20 protein-coding genes are annotated in these 22,958 nt (G+C 65.9%); 10 read left to right on the plus strand and 10 right to left on the minus strand.

The window, feature by feature from the left end:
* Positions 1–93 precede the first annotated feature (93 nt).
* Entirely contained in the window at positions 94–2,334 is a 2,241-nt protein-coding gene (locus AC1D09_RS02060) for a heavy metal translocating P-type ATPase (RefSeq protein WP_477663267.1), read from the minus strand.
* Positions 2,335–2,413: 79 nt separating this feature from the next.
* Here AC1D09_RS02060 and cadR point away from each other — a divergent pair, with 79 nt between their 5' ends.
* The 8 genes from cadR (at position 2,414) to AC1D09_RS02100 (ending at position 11,046) form a co-directional block, all read left to right on the plus strand.
* Positions 2,414–2,923 (plus strand): Cd(II)/Pb(II)-responsive transcriptional regulator, encoded by a 510-nt coding sequence (gene cadR / locus AC1D09_RS02065; protein ID WP_477663268.1) that lies wholly within the window; start codon positions 2,414–2,416, stop codon positions 2,921–2,923.
* Positions 2,924–2,997: 74 nt separating this feature from the next.
* Entirely contained in the window at positions 2,998–3,723 is a 726-nt protein-coding gene (locus tag AC1D09_RS02070; RefSeq protein ID WP_477663269.1) for a TetR/AcrR family transcriptional regulator, read from the plus strand.
* Positions 3,720–4,604, plus strand: a complete 885-nt coding sequence (locus tag AC1D09_RS02075; RefSeq protein WP_477663270.1) for an SDR family oxidoreductase — start codon at positions 3,720–3,722, stop codon at positions 4,602–4,604. Before AC1D09_RS02070 ends, AC1D09_RS02075 begins: the two co-directional genes overlap by 4 nt.
* Positions 4,601–6,214 (plus strand): acyl-CoA carboxylase subunit beta, encoded by a 1,614-nt coding sequence (locus tag AC1D09_RS02080; protein WP_477663271.1) that lies wholly within the window; start codon positions 4,601–4,603, stop codon positions 6,212–6,214. The genes AC1D09_RS02075 and AC1D09_RS02080 overlap by 4 nt, the downstream gene beginning before the upstream one ends.
* A 33-nt stretch (positions 6,215–6,247) precedes the next feature.
* Positions 6,248–7,426 carry an acyl-CoA dehydrogenase family protein gene (locus AC1D09_RS02085; protein ID WP_477663272.1) on the plus strand — a complete coding sequence of 393 codons (1,179 nt, stop codon included), beginning with the start codon at positions 6,248–6,250 and terminating at the stop codon, positions 7,424–7,426.
* Positions 7,427–7,451: 25 nt separating this feature from the next.
* Positions 7,452–9,386: an acetyl/propionyl/methylcrotonyl-CoA carboxylase subunit alpha gene (locus tag AC1D09_RS02090; RefSeq protein ID WP_477663276.1), complete on the plus strand. Its 1,935-nt coding sequence runs from the start codon at positions 7,452–7,454 to the stop codon at positions 9,384–9,386.
* Complete coding sequence (locus AC1D09_RS02095) at positions 9,383–10,558, plus strand: acyl-CoA dehydrogenase family protein (protein ID WP_477663273.1); 1,176 nt, start codon at positions 9,383–9,385, stop codon at positions 10,556–10,558. The genes AC1D09_RS02090 and AC1D09_RS02095 overlap by 4 nt, the downstream gene beginning before the upstream one ends.
* Entirely contained in the window at positions 10,555–11,046 is a 492-nt protein-coding gene (locus AC1D09_RS02100) for a thioesterase family protein (protein ID WP_477663274.1), read from the plus strand. Before AC1D09_RS02095 ends, AC1D09_RS02100 begins: the two co-directional genes overlap by 4 nt.
* A gap of 726 nt (positions 11,047–11,772) precedes the next feature.
* On the opposite strand, the gene otsA is transcribed toward AC1D09_RS02100, so the two are convergent.
* From otsA to AC1D09_RS02130, 6 genes are all read right to left on the minus strand, one after another.
* On the minus strand, positions 11,773–13,155 hold the full coding sequence (gene otsA / locus AC1D09_RS02105; protein ID WP_477664733.1) for an alpha,alpha-trehalose-phosphate synthase (UDP-forming): 1,383 nt from the start codon (positions 13,153–13,155) through the stop codon (positions 11,773–11,775).
* A 226-nt stretch (positions 13,156–13,381) separates the two neighbouring features.
* Positions 13,382–15,241 (minus strand): glycoside hydrolase family 15 protein, encoded by a 1,860-nt coding sequence (locus AC1D09_RS02110; RefSeq protein WP_477664734.1) that lies wholly within the window; start codon positions 15,239–15,241, stop codon positions 13,382–13,384.
* Positions 15,238–16,065 (minus strand): trehalose-phosphatase, encoded by an 828-nt coding sequence (gene otsB, locus AC1D09_RS02115; RefSeq protein WP_477664735.1) that lies wholly within the window; start codon positions 16,063–16,065, stop codon positions 15,238–15,240. The genes AC1D09_RS02110 and otsB overlap by 4 nt, the downstream gene beginning before the upstream one ends.
* 55 nt (positions 16,066–16,120) lie before the next feature.
* Positions 16,121–17,416, minus strand: coding sequence for a multifunctional CCA addition/repair protein (locus AC1D09_RS02120; RefSeq protein WP_477700910.1), 1,296 nt, complete (start codon positions 17,414–17,416; stop codon positions 16,121–16,123).
* A 47-nt stretch (positions 17,417–17,463) separates the two neighbouring features.
* Positions 17,464–17,769: an NIPSNAP family protein gene (locus tag AC1D09_RS02125; protein WP_477664737.1), complete on the minus strand. Its 306-nt coding sequence runs from the start codon at positions 17,767–17,769 to the stop codon at positions 17,464–17,466.
* A 13-nt stretch (positions 17,770–17,782) separates the two neighbouring features.
* Complete coding sequence (locus tag AC1D09_RS02130) at positions 17,783–18,466, minus strand: glutathione S-transferase family protein (RefSeq protein ID WP_477700911.1); 684 nt, start codon at positions 18,464–18,466, stop codon at positions 17,783–17,785.
* Positions 18,467–18,855: 389 nt separating this feature from the next.
* Here AC1D09_RS02130 and AC1D09_RS02135 point away from each other — a divergent pair, with 389 nt between their 5' ends.
* Positions 18,856–19,548 carry a TylF/MycF/NovP-related O-methyltransferase gene (locus AC1D09_RS02135; protein ID WP_477700912.1) on the plus strand — a complete coding sequence of 231 codons (693 nt, stop codon included), beginning with the start codon at positions 18,856–18,858 and terminating at the stop codon, positions 19,546–19,548.
* On the opposite strand, the gene AC1D09_RS02140 is transcribed toward AC1D09_RS02135, so the two are convergent.
* Positions 19,545–20,501: a complex I NDUFA9 subunit family protein gene (locus tag AC1D09_RS02140; protein ID WP_477664740.1), complete on the minus strand. Its 957-nt coding sequence runs from the start codon at positions 20,499–20,501 to the stop codon at positions 19,545–19,547. The genes AC1D09_RS02135 and AC1D09_RS02140 overlap by 4 nt on opposite strands.
* Positions 20,502–20,592: 91 nt before the next feature.
* Here AC1D09_RS02140 and AC1D09_RS02145 point away from each other — a divergent pair, with 91 nt between their 5' ends.
* The gene (locus AC1D09_RS02145) at positions 20,593–21,036 is read left to right on the plus strand and encodes a hemerythrin domain-containing protein (protein WP_477664741.1); all 444 of its coding nucleotides are present in this window, start codon (positions 20,593–20,595) and stop codon (positions 21,034–21,036) included.
* A 53-nt stretch (positions 21,037–21,089) separates the two neighbouring features.
* On the opposite strand, the gene AC1D09_RS02150 is transcribed toward AC1D09_RS02145, so the two are convergent.
* Positions 21,090–21,674 carry a YdeI/OmpD-associated family protein gene (locus AC1D09_RS02150; protein WP_477664742.1) on the minus strand — a complete coding sequence of 195 codons (585 nt, stop codon included), beginning with the start codon at positions 21,672–21,674 and terminating at the stop codon, positions 21,090–21,092.
* A gap of 103 nt (positions 21,675–21,777) precedes the next feature.
* The gene (locus AC1D09_RS02155; protein ID WP_477664743.1) at positions 21,778–22,953 is read right to left on the minus strand and encodes an ABC transporter substrate-binding protein; all 1,176 of its coding nucleotides are present in this window, start codon (positions 22,951–22,953) and stop codon (positions 21,778–21,780) included.
* Positions 22,954–22,958 lie beyond the last annotated feature (5 nt).

Below are 22,958 nucleotides of genomic sequence, written 5' to 3' on the forward strand. Positions count from 1 at the left end.
AGCCCGGACCCGCCTGTTTCACAGGTGAAGAAAAACCCGGAGCGGCATGCCGCTCCGGGTTTTTCTTTGGGCCCTTCTTTCTTTATTTCTTCTTTAAGCCCGCCGGCGCAGCAGCCGCAAGCCGTTGCCCACCACCAGCAGGCTGGCGCCCATATCGGCGAACACTGCCATCCACATGGTGGCCGTGCCGAACACGGCCAGGACCAGGAAGATACTTTTGATGCCCAGCGCCAGGCTGATGTTCTGCCACAGGATGGCGTGCGTGCGCTGCGACAGGCGCACGGTTTCGGCCACGCGCTCCAGCTTGTCGTTCATGATGACCACGTCGGCCGCTTCCATGGCGGTGTCGGCGCCGGCCCCGCCCATGGCAAAGCCGATGTCGGCCTGGGCCAGCGCGGGCGCGTCGTTGATGCCGTCGCCCGCCATGCCGGTGGCGCCGTAGCGCTGCTGCATCTCGCGAATCGCCTCGAGCTTGGCTTCGGGCAGCAGGTCGCCGCGGGCGTCTTCGATGCCGGCCTGGGCTGCAATCGCGCGTGCCGTGGCGCTGTTGTCGCCGGTCAGCATCACGGGCGTGACGCCCAGCGCCTTGAGCTCGGCAATCGCCTGGCGCGAGCTTTCCTTGAGGGTGTCGGCCACCGCGAACAAGGCCAGCACGCGGCTCTCGTCGGCCAGCAGGGTGACGGTGCGGCCCTGCTGTTCGTGGCGGGCCAGTTCGGCTTCCAGCTCCGCGCCGCACAAACCCATTTCATGGATCAGCCGGTGGTTGCCCAGCACCAGGCGCCGGCCGCCGGCTGCGCCCGAGGTGCCGCGCCCCGGCAAGGCCTTGAAGTCCTGCACATCGGCGGCTTCGCTGTTCAAACCGGCCGCGATGGCTTTGGACACCGGGTGGTCGGAGCGCGCGGCCATGCCGGCGGCCAGCTGCGTGAGGTTCGCGGGGCCGGCGCTGCCCCAGGCGCGCCAGTTCACCAGCTGTGGTTTGCCTTCGGTGATGGTGCCGGTCTTGTCGAGTGCGACGGCCCTGAGCAGGCGCGCCTGCTCAAGATAGGTGCCGCCCTTGACCAGGATGCCGCGCCGCGCGGCGGCCGACAGGCCGCTCACGACGGTGACCGGCGTGGAAATCACCAGCGCGCAGGGGCAGGCAATCACCAGCAGCACGAGTGCCTTGTAAAGCGACTCCTGCCAGTTGATGCCCGCGAGCAACGGCATCAGCAGGGCAACCGCGACGGCGATGGCAAACACCGCGGGTGTGTAAACGGCTGCAAAGCGATCGACAAAACGTTGCGTGGGCGCGCGGCTGCCCTGGGCCTGCTCGACGGCATGGATGATGCGCGCCAGCGTGGTGTTGCCGGCCGCCGCGGTGACGCGGATGCTGATTTCGCCGGTTTCATTGATGGTGCCGGCAAACACCGCGTCGCCGATATCCTTGTCGACGGGAATGCTTTCGCCGGTGATGGGGGCTTGGTTGACGGCGCTGCTGCCCTGGGTGACCACGCCGTCCAGCGGCACACGCTCGCCAGGGCGTATGCGCAGCACTGCCTGCAATGGCACGGCGGCCACCGGCGTGACAGTCCACGTGCCGTCCTCGCTTTGCATCAGCGCCTCTTCGGGCGCCATGTCCAGCAGGCCCTTGATGGCGTTGCGGGCGCGGTCCACCGCGCGTGCTTCGATCAGCTCGGCAATGGCATAGAGCGCCATCACCATCGCGGCTTCCGGCCATTGCCCTATCAGGAAGGCACCGGTGACGGCCACTGACATCAGCGCGTTGATGTTGAGCTTGCCGCGCAGCAGGGCGGCCAAGCCTTTTTTGTAGGTGTCCAGGCCGGCCAGGGCAATGGCCAGGGCGGCCACCGCCATGCCGGCGATTTTCCAGGCCAGCAGGTCCGGGGCGAAAAAGGACAAGGCCTCGGCGCCCGCGGCCAATACCAGGGCCGCGACCAGGCGGGTCGCGCCGCCAAAGGGGCTGCCATGGCTGTGCGCATGGCCGTGGTCATGGCCTTCATGGCTACCCGTTTGCGAGGCGGTGGACTGGGCCGGCTGCGGGTCAAAGCCCGCTTTGCGGATCGCGTCCAGGGCAGGTGCATAGGCTTCTTCGCCGGCGTCTATGCGCAGTGTGCGCGCGCCCAGCTGGAAGCCCAGCGAGCGTATGCCGGCGATGGGCTCCAGTGCGCGGCGTATGTCTGATTCCTCGGCGCTGCAGTCCATGGTGGCGATGCGAAATAGCCGGCCCGCGGCACCGGCCGCCATGGGCGCCGGGGCATGTGCGGCATGGGTGCCGCCGCAGCAGTCGCCGGTAGGGGCATCCAGGGTGGAAACAAGGTGTTTTTCAGATTTCATGGCTTAATTGGAAACCCTGTAGCGGCCTTAGAGTCAAGTGACCCTGACGCCGTGTGGGACGGTATTGAAGGAGGTCGCCATGAAAATCGGGGAACTGGCCAAAACCGCGCAAACCCAGACGGAAACCATACGCTACTACGAGCGCGAGGGCTTGCTGCCCGAAGCGGCGCGCACCGGCTCGAACTACCGCATTTACGACGAAAGCCATCTGCAGCGCCTGGCCTTCATACGTCACTGCCGCTCGCTGGACATGACGCTGGCCGAGATCCGCACGCTGCTGAACTTCAAGGACGCACCGGCCGGCAGCTGCACCGACGTCAACACCTTGCTTGATGAGCACATCCACCACGTCGCCACGCGCATACGCGAGCTCAAGGCGCTGGAAAAAGACCTCAAGCTGCTGCGTGAGCAATGCGCCAGCGGCCAGGCCGCCGGCGACTGCGGCATCCTCAGCGGCCTGGAAAAAGCCGCGCTGCAGCAAAGCCGGAACCGCGCGCCGGCCGAACGCGGCCCTGCGGCGCACATCCACGGCGCGCACCCGCAGGTGGGCGCGCCCGCCGGCGGCAAGGCGGGCGGTTCACACAGGTGAGCCGGGCCGGCCTGCGGTATTTTTACAAAGCGCTTGCTTGCTAAAAATAGCGGATTTTGCTATGGTCCATCCTCATGGACAAACCCGCCGCGCGTTCGCGTACCGCCGCACGCGCCCCTCGCCCTTCAAAAACGCCCGCTGCCGCCGCTGAAAAACGCCCGCGCGGCCGCCCACGCAAAACCCTGGACGAACGCGACGACGGCAATCGCCGGCTCGAACTCATCACGGCCGCCGCCCGGCTGTTCCGCAAAAAAGGCTTTGACGCCACCAGCACGCGCGACATCGCGGCCGCCGTCGGCATGCACAGCGGTTCGCCCTTCTACCATTTCAAAAGCAAGGGCGCGCTGCTCCATGCGGTGATGGAGGAGGGCATGCGCTCAGCCCTGCAGCGCCAGGCCCAGGCGCTGCAATCGGCCGGGCTGCCCGATGGCGATGCGCCGGCGCTGCTGCGGCTGCTGGTGCGCAACCACTTCGGTGTGCTGCTGGGCCCCGGCAGCGATTTCATCCCGGTGATGCTCTATGAATCGCGTTCCATCACGGCCCGCCAGCGCGCCGTGCTGACCAAGCTGCAAGGCGACTATGAAGCCGTCTGGGAGCCCGTGCTGCAGGCGCTGGCCCGGGCGGGGCAGCTCAAGGGCCCGGTGAAGCTGGCGCGCCTCTTGATGTTCGGCGCGCTCAACTGGTCGGTGCAGTGGTTTGACGCCAGGCAGTCCGCCACGCTGGACGACCTCACCGACGCGGCCATGGCGCTTTTTATCCACGCTCCCGCGCAGGGAAAATCCTCAAAGGCTTTGGCATGAGCTACCAATCCGTTTTCCGGCCTGGCCTGTTTGCCGGCCAGGTCATCGTCGTCACCGGCGGCGGTTCGGGCATAGGCCGCTGCATCGCGCACGAACTTGCCGCGCTGGGCGCGCATGTGGTGCTGATAGGCCGCAAGATCGACAAGCTGCACGCCGTCGCCGGCGAAATCGTGGCGCAGGGCGGGCGGGTCAGCTTTCACCCCTGCGACATACGCCAGGAAGAAGCCGTCAAGACCACCATCACCGCCATCGTGGTGGCCCAGGGCCGTATCGACGGCCTGGTCAACAATGCCGGCGGCCAGTACATCACGCCGCTGGAAGCCATCAGCGCCAAGGGCTGGGAGGCCGTCATCAACACCAACCTCACGGGCGGCTTCCTGATGGCGCGCGAGTGTTACCTGCAGGCCATGCAGGACAAGGGCGGCAGCATCGTCAACATCGTGGCCGACATGTGGGGCTCCATGCCCAGCATGGGCCACAGCGGCGCGGCGCGCGCCGGCATGGTGAGCTTCACCGAAACCGCGGCGGCCGAATGGGCCAAAAGCGGGGTGCGCGTGAATGCGGTGGCACCGGGTTATATCGCTTCCAGCGGCATGGACCACTACCCGCCCGAGGCTGGCCCCATGCTGCGCGAGATGCGAAACACCGTGCCGCTGGGCCGCTTTGGCACCGAAAGCGAAACCTCGGCTGCCGTGGTGTTTTTACTCAGCAAGGCCGCGAATTTCATCAGCGGCACAACGCTGCGCGTGGACGGCGCCAGGCCGCAGGTGCGCATGGGCTGGCCCATGCAGCGGCCCGATGCCCAGGCGCTTCAGCGCGATGCCGTCAAGCCCTTTGACGGCTTTCACCTGGCCGAAACGCCGAAAGTCTTTCAGCCATGACGCTGTTCCAGTCGGCGTGGAATGCGCAGTCGCCGCAGGCCTTGCGGCGGCGTGAGGCCATGCTGGCGCGCATCGCGGCGCTGCGCGCGCTCGAAGAACGCAGCGCCGTCGCTTCGGCCACGTCGCGGCCCGCCTTCGACAAGCGCGGCCAGCTCTTGCCGCGCGAGCGCGTGGCGCTGCTGCTGGACGCCGGCGCGCCCTGGCTGCCGCTGTGTTCGCTCGCGGGCTATCTGCAGGACAACAAGGACGCGGTGCAGTCGGTGCCGGGCGGCGGTGTGGTGGCCGGCATAGGGTTTGTCAGCGGCGTGCGCTGCATGGTGGTGGCCAGCGACTCGGGCATAGAGGCCGGTGCGGTGCAGGCCATGGGCCTGGAAAAAATCCTGCGCGTGCAGGAGATCGCCTTGCAGGGCAAGCTGCCCTTTGTCCATCTGGTGGAAAGCGCGGGCGCCAACCTCATGCGCTACCGGGTCGAGGGTTTTGTGCAGGGCGGTGCGCTGTTTCGCAACCTGGCGCGCCTGTCGGCGGCCGGCATTCCCGTCATCACTGTGCAGCACGGCTCGGGTACGGCCGGCGGCGCCTACATGCCGGGCCTGAGCGACGTGGTCATCATGGTGCGCAACCGTTCGCGCGCCTTCCTGGCCGGCCCACCGCTGCTGATGGCGGCCACAGGCGAAGTGGCGACGGAAGAGGAACTGGGCGGCGCGCTGATGCACAGCGCCGTGTCCGGCCTGGGCGAGCAACTGGCTGAAGACGATCGCGAGGCGCTGGGCCTGGCGCGCGAAGTCGTGGCACGCACCGGATGGGCGCAGGCCGCCGCCAGGGACAGGGCGCCAGACCCGCTGTACCCGGCTGAAGAATTGCTGGGCCTGGTACCCGACGACCTGCGCCAGCCGCTGGACATGCACGAAGTGATCGCGCGGCTGGTCGACGGTTCGGATTTTTTGCCCTTCAAGGCGCTTTACGGCGCGGCCACGGTCTGCGTGCAGGCGTCCATCAACGGGCATGCCGTCGGCATCCTCAGCAACAACGGCCCCATCGACGTGGCCGGTGCCAACAAGGCCGCCCATTTCATCCAGCTGATGTGCCAGCTGGGCCACCCCATCCTCTACCTGCAGAACACCACGGGCTATATGGTGGGCAAGGAAAGCGAGCAGGCCGGCATGATCAAGCACGGCTCCAAGATGATCCAGGCGGTCACCAACGCCACGGTGCCGCAGATCACCCTCCAGTGCGGCGCGTCCTTCGGCGCGGGCAACTACGGCATGTGCGGCCGTGGCTACGCGCCGCGTTTTCTCTTCAGCTGGCCCAGCGCCAAAACGGCCGTGATGGGCGGCGAGCAGGCCGCGCGCACCATGCAGATCGTGGGCGAGGCGGCGATGGCGCGCAAAGGCATCGCGCCCGACCCGGCCCAGTCGCAGGCCCAGTACGACAAGATCGTCGCCATGTTCGAGGCCCAGGCCGATGTGTTCTACACCTCGGGCCTGGTGCTGGACGACGGCGTGATAGACCCGCGCGACACGCGCGCCGTGCTGGCGCAATGCCTGGACATCTGCGCCCGGGCCGAGGCGCGGCAACCCAGGCCCATGCAGTTCGGCGTGGCGCGCATGTAGGCCGCGCGAAACAAAAAAAGACGGAGACAAAAAATGCAATACAGCCACGAACACCTGGAAATCCAGAAAACCCTCAAGCGCTTTATAGATGCCGAGATCAATCCGCATGTCGATGAATGGGAGGCGGCCGAGATATTTCCCGCGCACGAGGTTTTCAAGAAACTCGGAAACCTGGGCCTGCTGGGCTTGACCAAACCCGAGGCGTTTGGCGGTGCCGGCCTGGATTACTCCTACGGCATGGCCATGGCCGAAGCGCTGGGCCATATAGACTGCGGCGGCGTTCCCATGGCCATAGGCGTGCAGACCGACATGTGCACGCCGGCGCTGGCGCGCTTCGGCAGTGACGAGCTCAAGCGCGAGTTCCTGGCGCCCGCGATTGCCGGCGACACCGTGGGCTGCATAGGTGTGAGCGAGCCCGGCGCGGGCAGCGACGTGGCCTCCATCAAAAGCCAGGTGCGCAAGGACGGCGGCGACTATGTGATCAGCGGCCAGAAGATGTGGATCACCAACAGCCTGCAGGCCGACTGGATGTGCATGCTGGTCAATACCGGCGAGGGCCCCGCGCACAAGAACAAAAGCCTGGTGATGGTGCCCATGCGCGAGAACGGCAAGCTGCGCAAAGGCATTGAAGCGGCGAAGAAGATCAAGAAGATCGGCATGAATTCGTCCGACACCGGTCTGATCTACTTTGACGAAGTGCGCGTGCCGCAGCGTTACCTGATAGGCAACGAAGGTTCGGGTTTTGTCTACCAGATGATGCAGTTCCAGGAAGAGCGCCTCTGGTGCGCGGCCAGCTGCATCCAGTCGCTCTCCAACTGCATTGAATGGACGGTGGAGTGGGCGCATGAGCGCAAGCTCTTCGGCGCCGCGCTGGCAGACCAGCAATGGGTGCAGTTCAAGTTGGCCGAGATGAAGACCGAGGTCGAAAGCCTGCGCGCCATGACTTACCGCGCCTGTGAGCTCTATGTGCAGGGCCAGGATGTGACCGAGCTCGCCTCCATGGCCAAACTCAAGGCTGGGCGGCTCAACCGCCTGGTGCCCGACACCTGTTTGCAGTTCTGGGGCGGCATGGGCTACACCTGGGAGAACAAGGTGGCGCGCATGTTCCGCGACGGCCGGCTGGCTTCCATAGGCGGCGGCGCCGACGAAGTCATGATGGGCATCATCGCCAGGATCATGGGCGTGGCCAAGTCCGGCAAGAAACCCGCCTGAAACGGGCGGCCGCATGACAAAAAGCATCAGGACCCTGCTGGTCGCCAACCGCGGCGAGATTGCCCGCCGCATCCTGCGCACTGCCCACGCCATGGGCATGCGGACGGTGGCCGTGTATTCGGACCCCGATGCCGGCGCCCTGCATGTGCGCGAGGCCGGTACGGCCTGTGCGTTGGGCGGTGACAGCTCGGTCGATACCTATTTGCGCATCGACAAACTCATCGCCGCGGCGCAGGCCGGCGGCACCGACGCGGTTCATCCCGGCTACGGTTTTCTCAGCGAGAACGCGGCCTTTGCCGAAGCGGTGGTCGCGGCGGGGCTGACCTGGGTGGGGCCGCCGCCGGCCGCGATCCGGCAACTGGGCAGCAAGTCGGCCGCCAAGCAGCTGGCGCAGGCGCAAGGTGTTCCCTGCCTCCCGGGCTACCAGGGGGCGGACCAGTCCGACGCGCGTTTTGAGGCTGAGGCGGGCCGCATAGGCTATCCCGTCATGGTCAAAGCCGTGGCGGGCGGCGGCGGGCGCGGCATGCGGCTGGTGGAGGCCGCCGGGGACTTGCGAGCGGCTTTGCACAGCGCGCGCTCGGAGGCCGCGTCGGCTTTCGGCAGTGAAGAGCTGTTGATCGAAAAAGCCTTGCTGAACCCCCGCCATGTCGAGGTGCAGGTGTTTGCCGACGCACACGGCCGCTGCATCCACCTGGGCGAGCGCGATTGCTCGGTGCAGCGGCGCCACCAGAAACTCATTGAGGAAACGCCAAGCCCCGCCGTCGACGCGGCCCTGCGCGCGCGCATGTGCGGCGCTGCTGTGGCGCTGGCCCAGGCGGCAGGTTATGTGGGCGCCGGGACGGTGGAGTTTCTGGTTGAGGGCTCGGAGTTCTTCCTGATGGAAATGAACACGCGCCTGCAGGTGGAGCATCCCGTGACCGAGGCGGTGACCGGGCTGGACCTGGTCGAGTGGCAGTTGCGTGTGGCGCAGGGCGAAGCCTTGCCGCTCGCGCAGGACGAGGTGGTATTTACCGGCCATGCCGTTGAAGTGCGCCTGTGCGCCGAGGATGAGGACTTCAGGCCCCACACCGGGGTGGTCCAGCGCTTTCGCGAGCCGGGCGGCATCCGCTTTGACCATGCACTGTTTGACGGTCTGGTGGTGCCGCCGCACTATGACTCCATGCTGGGCAAGCTGGTGGCGCATGCCGCGACGCGGGGTGAGGCCGTGGACAAGCTTGTGGCGGCGCTGGGCCGCACCGAAGTGCTGGGCCTGCCGACCAACCGGGCCTTTCTGGCTCGCTGCCTGGAGCATCCGGTGTTTGGTGCCGGCGATGCGCTGATTCCTTTTTTGGCCGAGCAGGGCGCCGGATTGCGGGAAGCGCTGCAAAAGGAACAGGCGAAGGCGATGGTGCCGCTGGGGCTGGCGGCGCTTTTCCACGGGACGGCCTCCGATTTGCCTTGCCCTTTTCCCAAACCGCTCAGGCTGCGGCATCGCGGCGAGCTGCTGGACCTGCGCGTGCGCGAGCAGGGCCGGGGGCGCCTGGAAGTCGAGGCCGGCGGCCGGATGCTGCAGCTGGCGCTGGCGATGGAGCCTGGCGACGCAGCCACGGTGCGTATGGGCCAAACGCAGCAGCGCGTGGCGGCCGTGCGCCTTCAGGGCGCCGTGGAACAGGCCGCCAGGCGCTGGCACGTGCAGGCGGACGGTGTCGACCTGCTCCTGGAAGATGCGAGCTTTGACACCGCAGCCCCGGGCGGCGCGGCAGCCTTGCAGGAGCTGCGCGCGCCCTTTAACGGCAAGGTCATCACGGTGCATGCCGCATCCGGCCAGGCCGTGCGGCGCGGTGACACCTTGCTGGTGATCGAGTCCATGAAACTTGAACACGCGATCAACGCCCCGCATGACGCGGTGCTGGCGGCCGTGATGGTGGAGGCCGGCCAGCAGGCCGCGACCGGCCAGGTCTTGCTGAGGTTTGAGGCATGAGCGCGCCTTACGCCGTCCATGGCGAAGATGATGAGGCTGTCGCCGCCATGGCCGACACCGTGCGGCGCTTTGCAGAACGCGAGATCGCGCCGCATGCCGCGGCATGGGACGAAGCCGGCGAGTTTCCGCGCGCGCTTTACACGCGGGCGGCCGGCCTGGGATTGCTGGGCCTGGGCTATCCCGAGGCGCTGGGCGGCACACCGGCCTCCTGGCGGCTGCGCAATGCGGTCACGCTGGCGCTGTGCCGTTATGGCGGCAGCGGCGGTGTCATGGCCGGCCTGTTCTCCCACAACATTGCCTTGCCGCCCGTGCTTCGCCATGGCAGCCCGGCGCTGCAGCAGGAAATCATCACACCTGTGTTGTGCGGCGAAAAAATCGCCGCCCTGGCGATTACCGAACCCGGCGGCGGCTCGGATGTGGCCGCGCTGCGCACCACGGCGCGGCGCGACGGCGGTGACTATGTGATCGAAGGCGAAAAAGTTTTTATCACCTCGGGCGTGCGCGCCGACTTCCTGACCGTGGCCGTGCGCACCGGTGAGGCCAAAGGCCCCGCCGGCATTTCCCTGCTGGTGGTGCCGGGCGATGCGGCGGGCCTGTCGCGCAGCCTTTTGCAAAAAATGGGCTGGTGGTGTTCGGACACGGCGCAGCTGCGTTTTGACAATGTGCGTGTGCCGGCCCGCTACCTGATCGGCGAGGAAGGCGCGGGCTTTCGCATGGTCATGGGCAACTTCAACGGGGAGCGCCTGGCGCTGGCCGTGGCCGCGCTGGGTTTTGCTGAGGCTTGTTATGACGAGGCCCTGGACTGGGCGCGCCAGCGCAAGACTTTTGGCGCGGCCCTGGTTGAGCGCCAGGCGGTGCGCCACAAGCTGGTGGACATGCAGATGCGCATCGCTTCCACCCGCGCCTGGGCCGACGCGCTGGCGCTGCGCGCCGATGCGGGTGATGAGGTCTCAGGCAACCCTGACTGGGTGGCCCAGGTCTGCCTCTTGAAGAACCACGCCACACAAACCATGCAGTTCTGCGCCGACCAGGCGGTGCAGATCCTGGGCGGCATGGGTTATATGCGCGGCACCAAAAGCGAACGCATTTACCGCGAGGTCAAGGTCATGATGATAGGCGGCGGCGCCGAGGACATCATGAAGGACCTCGCTGCACGACAATGGGGACTATGAGCAAAACACAGCCCACCCCCGCAGGCGCGATTGAGTTCGAGCCGGAGTTCGTCGCCGGCCTGAAAGACCTGTTCGAGGAAAAAATCGTTTTTAACAAGCTGCTGGGACTCAGGATCACTTCCGTGACGGCCGAAAGGGTGAGCGCCCGCATAGACATGCGCAACGAACTGATAGGCCACTACGCCCACAACCGCATCCACGGCGGCGTGATCAGCGCCGGGCTGGACGCCATGGGCGGGCTGGCCGTGATGGCGGCCATAGGCGCGCGCCACATGGACGAGCCGCCGCTGCAGCGGCTGCATCGCTTTGCCAAGCTGGGGACGATTGATTTGCGCATCGACTACCTGCGGCCGGGGATCAGCGAGTACTTTGAACTGCGGGCTGAGGTGATGCGGCTGGGATCGCGCGTGGCGAGCACGCGCATGGAGTTTCTGGGGGCCGACGGCAAGCTGTTTTCGACTGGCGCCGGGGCCTATATCGTTTCTTAGCCGGGTCTTGCTCCGGCGGGTGCGCCTCCCCCTCCCCACCTTTCTTCCTTCACCGCCCTCTGCTCGGACCTGCTGGCCGGGGGTTGCCCGGCGGCAACTCACTTTTCTTTTGCTTCGCCAAAAGAAAAGTAAGCAAAAGAAAAGGCGACCCTGGTTGCTGCGTCCCTCCGCTTCGCTGCGGGCAACCTGCGGTGCTCGGTCCAGCCGGGGTCTGGCTAAACTCGCTACGCTGCGCTTCGCTCAGACAACGCCAGCCCTGATCCGTCTGGCCCTGCGCTCCTCGGCGCATCCACAAGGGGTGGGAGAAAAATACCAATACCGAAAACAACAAGGACACGCCACGGCGTGTCCTTGTTTGTATTTATCTTCTTGGTATTTCGGTATTCGGTTCCCGTACCCGATTGCCCCGTCCTGGCTGGGCCGAGGAGCGCAGACGTAGGCGGATCAGGGATCGCGCTTGTCTGAGCCGAAGGCGAGTTTGCGCGAGACCCCGCCGTAGTCGAGCACCGCAGGTTGCCCCGTAGCGAAGCGTAGGGGACCCAGACTGCGGGTCGCCTTTCTTTTGGGTACTTTTCTTTGGCGAAGCAAAGAAAAGTACCTCGCCCGCCGGGGCGAGTCCCGGCCAGCCGCCCTCAGCAGAGCGGGCAGAAAGACGAAGAGAGGAGAAGGAGAGAAGAGGGAGAGCGCGCCCGCCGGAGCAAGACCCGGCTCAAACCCCGGCATCAACTAAGCCGGCCCCTCAAAACCTAACGCATTCAAAAACTCCCTCCGCCACCAATGCACATCATGCTCACGGATGTTCTTGAGCAGTTTCTGGTGCCGCGCCTGGCGTTCCTCCAGCGGCATCTGAAGCGCGCGTTGTATGGTGTCGGCCGTGCCGTCGATGTCATAGGGATTCACCAGCAGCGCGTCCTCTAGCTGCTCGGCCGAGCCCGCGAAGCGCGAGAGCACCAGCACGCCCGGGTCGGCCGGGTCCTGGGCGGCGATGAATTCCTTGGCTACCAGGTTCATGCCGTCGCGCAGCGGCGTGACCAGCGCGACCCTGGCCACGCGGTACAAGCCCGGCAGGCGTTTGCGCGCCACGTTGCGGTGGATGTAGCGTATCGGCATCCAGTCGAGCTCGCCAAAATTGCCGTTGGTGGCGCCGCACAGGCTTTCGAGTTCCTGCAGCAGATCGGTGTAGGTGCCCATGTCTTCGCGGCTGGGGGCGGCGATCTGGATCAGGGTGGCGCTGCGGATGTTTTCCGGGTACTTCGTCAGCAGGGCTTCAAAGGCTTTCAGGCGTTGCGGCAGGCCCTTGGAATAGTCGAGCCGCTCCACGCCCAGCAGCAGCTTGCGGCGTGAATACTCCTCTTTCATGCGCTCGTACATGTCGCGCGCGTCCTGCGCATGCGTGAGCGCGGCGAATTCGTCCACGTCTATGCCTATGGGAAAGGCGCCCGCGCGCACCGTGCGGTGAAAGGCCCTGAAGCGGTTGCCGCCCAGTGCCACGGCGCCGGCCTCGGCCTGCACATAACGCGAGAAGTGCAGCAGGTCGTTCTCGCTCTGGAAGCCCACCAGGTCGTAGGCGAACAGCGCGCGCATCAGCCACTCGTGCTGGGGAATGGCGGCCAGGATCTGCTGCGGCGGCAGCGGGATGTGCAGGAAAAAACCGATGCGGTTGTTGCAGCCCATGGCGCGCAGCTCGGCGGCCATGGGGATCAGGTGGTAGTCGTGGATCCAGATGATGTCGTCGGGCTTGAGCAGGGGCATCAGCTTGTGCGCGAACAGCCGGTTCACGCGGCGGTAGGCCTCGATAAAACCCGTGTCGAAACGCGCCAGGTCCAGCCGGTAATGGAACACCGGCCAGAGCACGCCGTTGCTGTAGCCCAGGTAATAACCGGCATGGTCCTCGGCCGACAAATCCACCGTGGCAAGTTTGACGTTGCCGGCCTGCTGCACATGCAGCTCGCCTTCCCCCGGCGCGCCGCCTTCGACGACGTTGCCGCTCCAGCCGAACCAGAGCCCCCCCGTGGCGCTCAGCGCATCGCCCAGCGCGACGGCCAGGCCGCCGGCGGCGGCTTTGCGCGGATCTGCCACGCGGTTCGAGACGACCACCAAACGGCTCATGAAACGCAACCTTCACCACAAGCAGGGGCCGCGGAACCGGCTTCGCCGGGCCGCAGGCGCCGCCCCCTGGAAGGGGGGAAGGGGCTACACGAAGTGAGCCGCCGACGGGGGTTAGCCAATAACCCAGCAGGGGCCGCGGAACCGGCTTTGCCGGGCCGCAGGCGCCGGCCCCCTGCAAGGGGGGGAGGTGCTACACGAAGTGAGCATCCGGCGGGGGTGTTCATCTTCATACCTGGGATTCCCAGGGTGTGGACAATCTCACTGCCGCGTTAATGATGCCAACCATCGAATAAGTCTGCGGAAAATTACCCCACATCTCGCCGGTCAGGGGATGGGTGTCTTCCGACAGCAGGCCCACATGGTTGCGCGCGGCCAGCATGGTGTTGAAGATTTCGCGGGCCTGCTCCTTGCGGCCTATGCGGGCCAGCGCGTCTATGCGCCAGAAGGTGCAGATGTTGAAGGCGGTTTCGGGTTTGCCGAAGTCGTCGGGCGCCTCGTAGCGGCGCATATAAGGGCCGTCGCACAAATGGGTTTCCAGCGCGTCCACCGTGGCGATGAAGCGCGGGTCTTTCGGGTCGATAAAACCGACCTCGATCATCAGCAGCACGCTGGCGTCCAGGTCGCGCCCGCCGAAGCTTTCGGCAAAAGACTGGCGTTCCTCGCTCCAGGCCTCGCGCAGTATGCGTTCCTGCATGACCGAGGCATGGCCCTGCCAGTAGGCGGCGCGCTCCGGCTGCTTGAGCACCAGCGCGATCTTGGCCAGCCGGTCGCAGGCGGCCCAGCACATCAGGGCCGAGGAAGTGTGGATGCGCGCGCGCGTGCGCAACTCCCACATGCCGGCATCGGGCTTGTCGTAGTTGCGCACGGCCTGCTCGCCGACGTCCTCCAGCCGCTTGAACTCGGCAAGGCCCGCGCGGTGCAGCAGGCGGTGGTCGTGGAAGGACTGGGCCGCGCCCAGCACCACATTGCCGTAGACGTCATGCTGGAAGTGCTCCTGCGCCTGGTTGCCGACGCGCACCGGGCCCATGCCGCGGTAGCCGCCCAGGTGCACCATGATGGATTCGGGCAGCTCGCGCTCCAGGCCTATGCCGTAGAGCGGCTGGATATGCCCGCCCTTGGACTGCACCACCACATTGCTGAGCCAGCGCAGGTAGTCCTCCATGGTGCCGACTTCCGAGAGGCTGTTGAGCGCGCGCACCACAAAAAAAGCATCGCGCAGCCAGCAGTAGCGGTAGTCCCAGTTGCGCTGGCTGCCGGGCGCCTCGGGAATGCTGGTGGTCATGGCGGCGACGATGGCGCCGGTGTCCTCAAACAGCGAGAGCTTGAGCGTGATGGCCGCGCGTATCACGGCCTCTTGCCACTCCAGCGGAATGTGCAGGCGCTGGCTCCATTTCTTCCAGTAGGAAATGGTCTCCTGCTCAAACAGGCGCGCGGTGTCGGCAATGCCGTCGGTCAGCGATTCGTCGGCGCCCAGCAGGAAATTGTGCTCGCGCGTCAGCACAAAAGGCTGTTTTGACAGCAGGTGCGAAAGCGAGGCATCGGTGTTCAGGCGCAGCGTAAGTTCATCGCCCACGTAGCGCAGGTGGTTGCTGCCCTGGGTGACCAGCGGCTTGCGCCGGCCCCAGTCGAAACGGATGTCCAGCGCCACGCGTATGCGCGGTGCGCCGTTGATGGGCTTGACCCGGCGCACCAGCGTCATGGGCCTGAAAAAGCGCGAGCGGCTGAAAAACCGCGGCGCAAAGTCGGTGATCTCTATGCCCTGGCCGCGCTTGTCGAAGAGCTGGGTGCGCAGCACGGCGGTATTGGGTTCATACCACTGCCTGGCTTCGGCGAAGTCCTCGATCTCGATGGCGAAGGCGCTGGACTGCGAGTCCTGGATGCCGGGCATGGTGGTTTCGCCTTGCTCCGGCTGGGGTTCGAGCAGCGCGTTGAAGACCGGGTCGCTGTCAAAGCGCGGCAGGCAGCACCAGACGATGCGCCCGCGCGCGTCAATCAGGGCGCTGAAGCCGCAGTTGCCGATCACGCCCATGGCCAGGGAGGGCTTGGCGGGTGATGTGAAGTGCAGGGAATCGGCGGCGACGTTCATGGGCGGCCTCCCGGCATGGCGGCCGGCGCATCATCAGTTTCCAACGACCTGCCGCCAAAGGCCGCGTGCAGCCATTCGCGCAGCGCGTCGGGCGATGCGCAGCGGTGGCGCGCCACGGTCGCGCCTTCGCCGACCTTGATGCCTTCACCGCCCAGCGACTGCACGGCGGCAAAGCCGGCTTCGTCGGTGGTGTCGTCGCCGGCGAACAGCGGCAGGCGGCCGGAGAACGGGGACTCGCGCATGAAGGCCTTGATCGCCAATCCCTTGCTGACATTGGCCGGTTTGACTTCAAACACATACTTGCCGCACAGCAACTCGACGCCGGGTGTGCGGTCGGCGGCTTCCTGCATGACCCGCAGGCACAGCGATTCCAGCTCGGGCGCATGGCGGTAGTGCAGTGCGACGGCGGCCTGCTTGATTTCAATGCGCAGCCCGTCGTGCTGGGCTGCGAATTCGGCGGCGCTGCGCGCGAGTTCGCTCAGGTCGGGCTCCGCGAGGCTGACGATCCGGCCTTGTATGTCGCGGCGCTGCGCGCCATGCTCGCTGGCCAGCGGTAGCTGCAGGGGCGCAAGAAAGCCATCCAGGTCGGCCAGCCTGCGGCCCGACACAATCGCCAGGGCGCCGCCCAGCTGGCCCGACAGCCTGAGCAGGGCCGGGATCACGCCTGACACCAGCTGGACCGCGTCGGGTTCGGGCGCCAGGTCGGCCAGTGTTCCGTCAAAGTCCAGGAAGAGGGCGGTCCGCGCGCCTATGGCCGGCAGCTGCCCGGGAGGCGCCGAACACGATGAAGGCGGGGCCGGCGATGGGGAAGGTGATAACTGCATCGCCATTCACCTTAGCAGGGCCCCTGTCAAATCGCTGTAGGCCGGCTTCGCTTTTTCAGCTTCCGGGGGCTGGTGGCTGCTGTGTCGCGGTGCCGGCCAGGCTGTCTTGCACCGCTTTGACGCGCGACCTGTGGATGACCTCGCCAATCTGCTTGCCGCCGTGCCCCGCGGCCTGCGCCGCTTGCGCCAGCGGCTGCGTTTGCACCGCCTGGGCCGCGGCCAGGGCCGCCAGCAGGCGCGGGCGCTGCGGGTAGGGCGAATCGTGCAGGCCCAGGCGTCCGCGCGCATCGCATTCGCAGGCCAGCAGGATGTCGGCGAAGCGCTGGGGCTTGCGAAACGCATCGCAGCGCTCCAGCAGCCGCACCAGGGCTGCGGCGCCCAGGCTTTCGCTGCGGTGCACATTGCCGTGCTCGCGCGCCACCACGTCGGCAATCTCGCGGCAGTCCACCGGAACGCGCAGGCGTTCGCACACGCCTTTCAACAGGCGTGCGCTGCGCTCTTCATGACCGATGTGGCGCGGCAGCACGTCGGCCGGCGTCGTGCCCTTGCCCAGGTCGTGGCACAGGCAGGCAAAGCGCGCGGCCAGGGGCGCCTGGAGCTGCGCCGACATGTCCAGCACCATCATCAGGTGGACGCCGGTGTCGACCTCGGGGTGATGGGCGGCGGGCTGGGGCACGCCCCAGAGGCGTGCCACCTCGGGCAGCAGTTTTTCGAGCGCACCGCTGTCGCGCAGCACCTCGAACATGCGCGAGGGCTTGTCCTCCATCAGCCCGCGCGCGAGCTCCTGCCACACGCGTTCGGGCACCAGCGCATCGACCTCGCCCTCGGCCACCATGTCCCGCATCAACGCCAGGGTTTCAGGCGCCACCGAAAAGTCGGAGAAGCGGGCGGCGAAGCGAGCCAGCCGCAAAATGCGCACCGGGTCTTCGCGGAAGGCGCCGGTGACATGGCGCAGGACTTTGGCCTGCAGGTCTTTTTGCCCGCCGAAGGGGTCTATCAGCGCGGCAAAGTCGGGCTCGAAGCGGCCGGGCGTGTCGTCGCCGAGGGCCGGGGCGGCGATGGCATTGATGGTCAGGTCGCGCCGCGCCAGGTCCTGCTCCAGCGTCACGTCAGGCTCGGCATGCACCGCAAAGCCGCGGTAGCCACGCGCTGTCTTGCGCTCGGTGCGGGCCAGCGCGTATTCCTCGCGGGTCTCGGGGTGCAGGAAGACCGGAAAGTCCTTGCCGACGGGCAGGTAGCCCTGGGCCGCCAGTTCCTCGGGCGTGGCGCCCACGACCACCCAGTCGTGGTCCTGCACCGGCAGGCCCAGCAAGGCATCGCGCACCGCGCCGCCGACCATGAATATTTCCATGAAGCCAGTTTAGCGGCTAGTGGCTGGATCGAAGCCGGCCCTTGCCTTCAGGAAAACACCGGCCGGAAGAAGCTGCGCTCGTAGCTGACGATGCAGCCTGTGGTTTCGGCGTACTTGAAGGCAGCCAGGCATTCCTGGTCCGCAAACGAACGCTGGCGGTAGCTCTCATAGGCCGCCAGGCTGTCGAAGGTGAACAGAGCCAGCGCGATGTTGTTGGCGCCTTCGCTGGGCATGAAGTAGCCGTGGTGCTTGCCGCCGAATTTTTCGACCAGTGGAATCCACAGTTTGCCGTAGTGCTCGAACTCCTTGAGTTTTGCGGTGTTGAGCACGTAGCGCAGGTAAATCGTGACCATGGGAGCTCCGGCTTCAGCGCTTGACGCGGTAAGGCTCTTCAAATTCGCGGAAATCGTTCTCGGCGAGCGCGTCGTCTATCCAGGCCTTGACGCCGGGCAGCGCGCTGACACGCTGGATGTAGGCGCCAATGGCCGGCGGAACGGGGAGGGCATAGCGGCTCAGGCGCATGCAGACAGGTGCGAAGAAGGCATCGGCAATGCTGAACTCGCCAAACAGCATCGGCCCCTTGTGCTGCTCCAGCAGCTCGGTCCACATCTCGACGATGCGCTGAACGTCGGCGCGCACGGCCGATTTGTCGCGCCAGATCAGCTGGCCCATGTCGGACAGGTCGGCCTCGATGTTCATGGGGCAGGCCGAACGCAGCGCGCTGAAGCCGCTGTGCATCTCGGCGCAGATGCTGCGCGCCCGCGCGCGGGCCTTGGCCTCCTGCGGCCAGAGTTTTTTCTCGGGAAAGCGCTCGGCCAGGTATTCGGCGATGGCCAGCGTGTCCCAGACCACAAAACCGTCGTCGTCCAGCGCCGGCACGCGGCCGGCCGGGTTCACGCCGCCGATTTTTTCCTTGAAGCTCGAGTTGGCGTCGAAGGAGTCGAAGCGCAGCTTGATTTCTTCAAAGGGAATGCCGGCCTGCTTGAGCAGCACCCAGGGGCGCATGGACCAGGAGGAGTAGTTTTTATTGCCGATGTAAAGCTTGAGCATGGAATCCCCGTCTGCTGGTGATGAAGGCCAAAATGAAACGACTTTTGATGCTACAACCCCGCCAGCGCGCCATTGATGCAAAAAAAATGGAAAATTGATGCTGCCCGCGCCTGGCGCGGGGTGAAAGCCCGCCAAATAGCGCTACAGTGGGCCCACTATCAACATCGCCGGCAGCCGCAGCGGCGGTAAAAAAAGGTTGGGCCATGATTCTGGGTGATGTACTGCGGGCGCTGCTGGGTGGCTTGTTCCGAGGCGGCCGCCGGGGTGCTTCCTCGAAGCCGGCCGTTTCGGGGGTACTTCCCTTTCTTCCCAAGCTTTCGGCACCCGAGAAAAGCAAGGTGCCCAGCTTCTTTTTCCCCGTTTTTTGGGGCACGACCGACGGTCGCGCGGTGACCGAGAGCATGAAGTCGGTGACCAAAAAGCTGGAGGGCGGCTATTTCTTTGCCGACAACCTGTTGACCTGGGTGCGCAACCTGTCCATGTTCGATGACGGCCCGTTTCTGGAGGCCTGGAAGGACAACATCGAGAGCGACTCCGACAAAGCCATCGTGTGGCGGCGCTACGTGCTGGCCTGCGCGGCCTACCATTGCGTGCAGCTCGAGGGGGATTTCGTCGAGTGCGGCGCCTACACCGGGGTGGGGGTCAAAACAGTGGTCGACTACCTCGGTGGCCCGGCATTCCCGAAAACCTTCTGGTGCTACGACCTCTTTGAGCATGACGGCAGCATGGCCAACCATGCCATGCCGGAGCACGGCGAAGGCCTGTATGCGCGAGTCTGCGAGAAGTTCATGCCCTACCCCCAGGTCCAGGTCATGATGGGAAAAATCCCCGAGGTGTTTGCGACAGGTTGCCCGGAACGAATCGCCTACCTGCACATCGATCTGAACCAGGCGACCGCCGAGATTGCGGCCCTGGAGCAGCTGTTTGACCGTATGGTCCCGGGCGGCATCCTGATCCTCGACGACTACGAATGGGCCGGCGCCTACCGCGGGCAGAAGATCGCCGAGGATGCCTGGTTCGATGAACGGCGGTACCGCGTGATGCCGCTGCCCACGGGGCAGGGGCTGGTCATCAAACGCTAGAACCGGCCCGCCGTCTTGCGCTTGGCCGTCAGCCCGCTGCGCAGGCCCTGCTCGCCGAGGTAAGAAGGCCCGATGGCGTCCAGCGACGCCGGGTGTATGCCCAGCGCCTGCAGGCCGGGCAGCTTGCCGGTGGCCACGTTGTCGCTGGCCATGGCATCGAGGTTGTCCCGGCTCAGCATGGGTTCGCCGGGGGCTAGTTCCATGAGGCCGGCCTGCAGCCGGGCCAGCGGCGCGGGCAGCGCGATCACGGGCCGGCCCTTGCCGCCGTTGACGCCGGCGTAGCGGCCCGCCAGCTTCACGAGCTGCCGCAGCGTGAACACCTCCGGCCCGCAGACTTCGTAAATCTGCCCCACGGTGTCGGCATCCCGCAGGCAGTGCACGATGGCGTCCGCCACGTCCTCCACCCAGACGGGCTGGAAGCGCGCATCGGCGGCGGCCAGCGGGATCATGGGGAATACCTGCTGCAGCCGCGCGAAGGTGTTGAGGAATTTGTCTTCGGCGCCGAAGATCACGCTGGGCCGCAGCACGGTCACGTCCAGGCCGGTGCTCAGCATCACGGCCTCGCCGCGCGCCTTGCTGCGCTGGTACATGGACGGCGAGCCGGGCGAGGCGCCAAGCGCGCTGATGTGGACAATGCGCCGCAGGCCGCTGGCCTCGCAGGCGCGGGCCAGTTCCAGCGGCAGCTGCACATGCGCCTTGTCGAAGGCGGCCTGCGAGCCGTGCAGGATGGCGACCAGGTTGACAACGGCATCGTGGCCGGCCAGCAGCGGCGCCAGCGAGCTGCTGTCGTGGGCGTCGGCTTCGACCACGTCGACCAGTGGCAGCATCTGCAGGTGGCGGGCCTTATCCTGCCGGCGCGTGACCACGGTGACGCGGCATTGCAGCCGCGCGAGCTTTTCGCACACATGGCGTCCGACAAAGCCGGTGCCGCCCAGAAGAAGGATTTTGTTCATAGGCCCCTAATTTAGCGCTTTTGCCTTGCCTTGCGCTGAAATCCGGTCTTGGCCTACACGCCCGGGACGGCCGGCTCCGCATACTTTGCCGATGAATATCTTTGAAGCACTGCGAACCAGCCATGACACCCAGCGCACCCTGGCCGACCACCTGGTGAAGACACAAGGCGACAGCCAGGACCGGAAATCCCTGTTCAAGGAACTCAAGCGCGAACTGGCGGCGCATGCGGCGGCCGAGGAGCGGTTTTTTTATGTTCCCCTGATCGCGCACGACATGACTCAGGAACCTTCACGGCACGGCATCGCGGAACACCACCAGATGGACAAGCTGGTGGAAACGCTGGAGAGCACCGACTTCAGCTCGCCGGCCTGGCTGGCCACGGCCAGGGAACTGCACCACAAGATCCACCATCATCTCGAGGATGAGGAGCAGGGCATCTTCCAGCTCGCGGGCAAGGTGCTCAGCGAGGCCGAAAAGCTGTCGCTGGCCAAGGGCTACGAAGGCGAATTTGTCTCGCAGCGCACCAAGGGCTGAAGCGATATGGCACGCAGGCCGCGTCCCTTGCGGCGCTGCCGCTTCGGCCGTTTTCAGGGATGGATTTTTTCACCACGCTGCAGCATGGCGAAAAACAGCGCGAGCCGGCGTTCGCGCGTCTCGGCTTTTTTGGCGGTCTGCAGCCTGAACAGGATGGCGAAGCGGTTGCGCGAGTCCAGGGATTCAAAAAACGCCCTGGCCTTGGGCTTTTTCGCCAGCAGGGCCGCCAGGTCCTCGGGCACGGTGATCTTGCTCTGCGCGTCATAGGCCGCGTCCCAGCGGCCGTCGGCCTTGGCGCGTTCGACTTCGGCCAGGCCCGCGGGCTGCATGCGGCCCGACGCGATCAGTGCCATGGCCTTGTCGCAATTGATCTTGGACCAGGTGCTGCGCGCGCGGCGGGGCGTGAATTTCTGCAGGAAGAACTGGGCGTCCATCGCGTTGCGCTGGCCGTCTATCCAGCCCTGGCAGAGCGCGGCCTCCAGCGCCTCGGCATGCGTGGTGGAGGCGATGCCCGAATCCTTTTTGGCGATCTGCAGCCAGACGCCGGGGCTGCTGGCATGGTGCCTGGCCAGCCAGGTTTCCCAGCTTTTGGTGGTTTTGCAGTGGAGTGTGGCGAGGGTGTCGGGTGAGGCGGGCATGCGGCATTGTGCGTGACGCGTGCGCACGGCGGCAAGCCCAGGGTCCATGAAAAAACCGCCTGAAGGCGGTTTTGCGCGAGGCCGCGAAGGCCGGTCACGGCGCTTAATGCGTGATGTAGTCCGACACCACTTTCCAGCGCCCGTCCTGCAGCAGGGACAGGCGCGACTGGTTGTTGCCCAGGCGTTTTTGCGGGCCGAACTTGCCTTCGGCGCTGCCGAAGATGTCGGCCGGGATCACCATGGTGTCCATGGCCTTGATGAAGCTGTCGGTGCTCAGGTTGGCACCGGCTTTTTGCGAGGCGCGGATAAAGCTGTCGACCACCGTGTAGCCGTAGACCGAGAACACCGTGGGGTCTTCATTGAAGGCGGTCTTGTACTTGTTGGCCCAGAAGCGTATCGGCTGCGAGGCCTCGTCCAGGTAGGGGTTTTGCACCGTCATGGTCGCGTAGAGCCCGTCCATGGCCTTGCCGCCCAGCTTGTGGATCAGGTCGGTGTAGGCGGCGCTGGAGCCCAGGAAGACCGGGTTGTAGCCCAGCTTGCGCGCCGTGCCTATGCCGCCTATGGTTTCGCGGATGATGGTGCCCAGCACCACCAGGTCGCATTCGGAAGCCTTGAGCTTGGCGACCTGCGACGAAAAATCGGTGGCGCCGCGCTTGAAGGAGGTTTTCTCGACCATGGTCATGCCCAGGGTCTTGAGGCCGTCGTCGGCGCCGCGCTGCACTTCCAGGCCGAACTCGTCGTCCTGGTACATGGAGCAGACCTTCTTGGCGTTCTTTTCCTTGACCAGCTTGGGCACGGCGGCCTTCATCTGGTCGTAGTAGGTGGCGGCAAACGAATACTTGAGCTTGTGGAAGGGCTCGTACATCTCGCGGGCGGCCGTCACCGGGAAGAAGTTGATGACGTTTTTCTCGAACTGCACCGGCATGGCCGCCAGGTTTTGCGCCGTGCCCAGGTGGCCCACCATGGCGAAGATCTTGTCCTGGTTCACCAGCTTCTGCGCGGCCAGCACCGCCTTCTTGGGGTCGTAGCCCGAGTCTTCGACGATGAGCTTGATCTTGCGGCCGTTGATGCCGCCCTGTTCGTTGAGCTCGTCCACGCGCAAGGTCATGCCGTTGCGTATCTGCTTGCCGAAGCCCGCCAGCGGCCCCGACAGGTCCTGGATGGAACCCAGCGTGATTTCGGTTTTGCTCACGCCCTGGCTTTGCGCCAGCGCCGGCGACGCGGACAGGGCGGCGGCGCAGGCCAGCGCGGAAAGGGCGGCGATTGACTTCAGCTTCATGGTTG

Source organism: Polaromonas sp. P1_A2 (assembly GCF_056406895.1).

What these genes read in the sequence shown, in the direction of transcription:
- AC1D09_RS02125 (WP_477664737.1), bottom strand. Translation starts at nt 17,769, where the DNA reads ATGGTCACGATTTACCTGCGCTACGTGCTCAACACCGCAAAACTCAAG.
- AC1D09_RS02075 (WP_477663270.1), top strand. Translation starts at nt 3,720, where the DNA reads ATGAGCTACCAATCCGTTTTCCGGCCTGGCCTGTTTGCCGGCCAGGTC.
- AC1D09_RS02150 (WP_477664742.1), bottom strand. Translation starts at nt 21,674, where the DNA reads ATGCCCGCCTCACCCGACACCCTCGCCACACTCCACTGCAAAACCACC.
- AC1D09_RS02085 (WP_477663272.1), top strand. Translation starts at nt 6,248, where the DNA reads ATGCAATACAGCCACGAACACCTGGAAATCCAGAAAACCCTCAAGCGC.
- AC1D09_RS02080 (WP_477663271.1), top strand. Translation starts at nt 4,601, where the DNA reads ATGACGCTGTTCCAGTCGGCGTGGAATGCGCAGTCGCCGCAGGCCTTG.
- AC1D09_RS02060 (WP_477663267.1), bottom strand. Translation starts at nt 2,334, where the DNA reads ATGAAATCTGAAAAACACCTTGTTTCCACCCTGGATGCCCCTACCGGC.
- otsB (WP_477664735.1), bottom strand. Translation starts at nt 16,065, where the DNA reads ATGCAGTTATCACCTTCCCCATCGCCGGCCCCGCCTTCATCGTGTTCG.
- AC1D09_RS02120 (WP_477700910.1), bottom strand. Translation starts at nt 17,416, where the DNA reads ATGGAAATATTCATGGTCGGCGGCGCGGTGCGCGATGCCTTGCTGGGC.
- cadR (WP_477663268.1), top strand. Translation starts at nt 2,414, where the DNA reads ATGAAAATCGGGGAACTGGCCAAAACCGCGCAAACCCAGACGGAAACC.
- otsA (WP_477664733.1), bottom strand. Translation starts at nt 13,155, where the DNA reads ATGAGCCGTTTGGTGGTCGTCTCGAACCGCGTGGCAGATCCGCGCAAA.
- AC1D09_RS02100 (WP_477663274.1), top strand. Translation starts at nt 10,555, where the DNA reads ATGAGCAAAACACAGCCCACCCCCGCAGGCGCGATTGAGTTCGAGCCG.
- AC1D09_RS02145 (WP_477664741.1), top strand. Translation starts at nt 20,593, where the DNA reads ATGAATATCTTTGAAGCACTGCGAACCAGCCATGACACCCAGCGCACC.
- AC1D09_RS02140 (WP_477664740.1), bottom strand. Translation starts at nt 20,501, where the DNA reads ATGAACAAAATCCTTCTTCTGGGCGGCACCGGCTTTGTCGGACGCCAT.
- AC1D09_RS02070 (WP_477663269.1), top strand. Translation starts at nt 2,998, where the DNA reads ATGGACAAACCCGCCGCGCGTTCGCGTACCGCCGCACGCGCCCCTCGC.
- AC1D09_RS02110 (WP_477664734.1), bottom strand. Translation starts at nt 15,241, where the DNA reads ATGAACGTCGCCGCCGATTCCCTGCACTTCACATCACCCGCCAAGCCC.
- AC1D09_RS02095 (WP_477663273.1), top strand. Translation starts at nt 9,383, where the DNA reads ATGAGCGCGCCTTACGCCGTCCATGGCGAAGATGATGAGGCTGTCGCC.
- AC1D09_RS02130 (WP_477700911.1), bottom strand. Translation starts at nt 18,466, where the DNA reads ATGCTCAAGCTTTACATCGGCAATAAAAACTACTCCTCCTGGTCCATG.
- AC1D09_RS02155 (WP_477664743.1), bottom strand. Translation starts at nt 22,953, where the DNA reads ATGAAGCTGAAGTCAATCGCCGCCCTTTCCGCGCTGGCCTGCGCCGCC.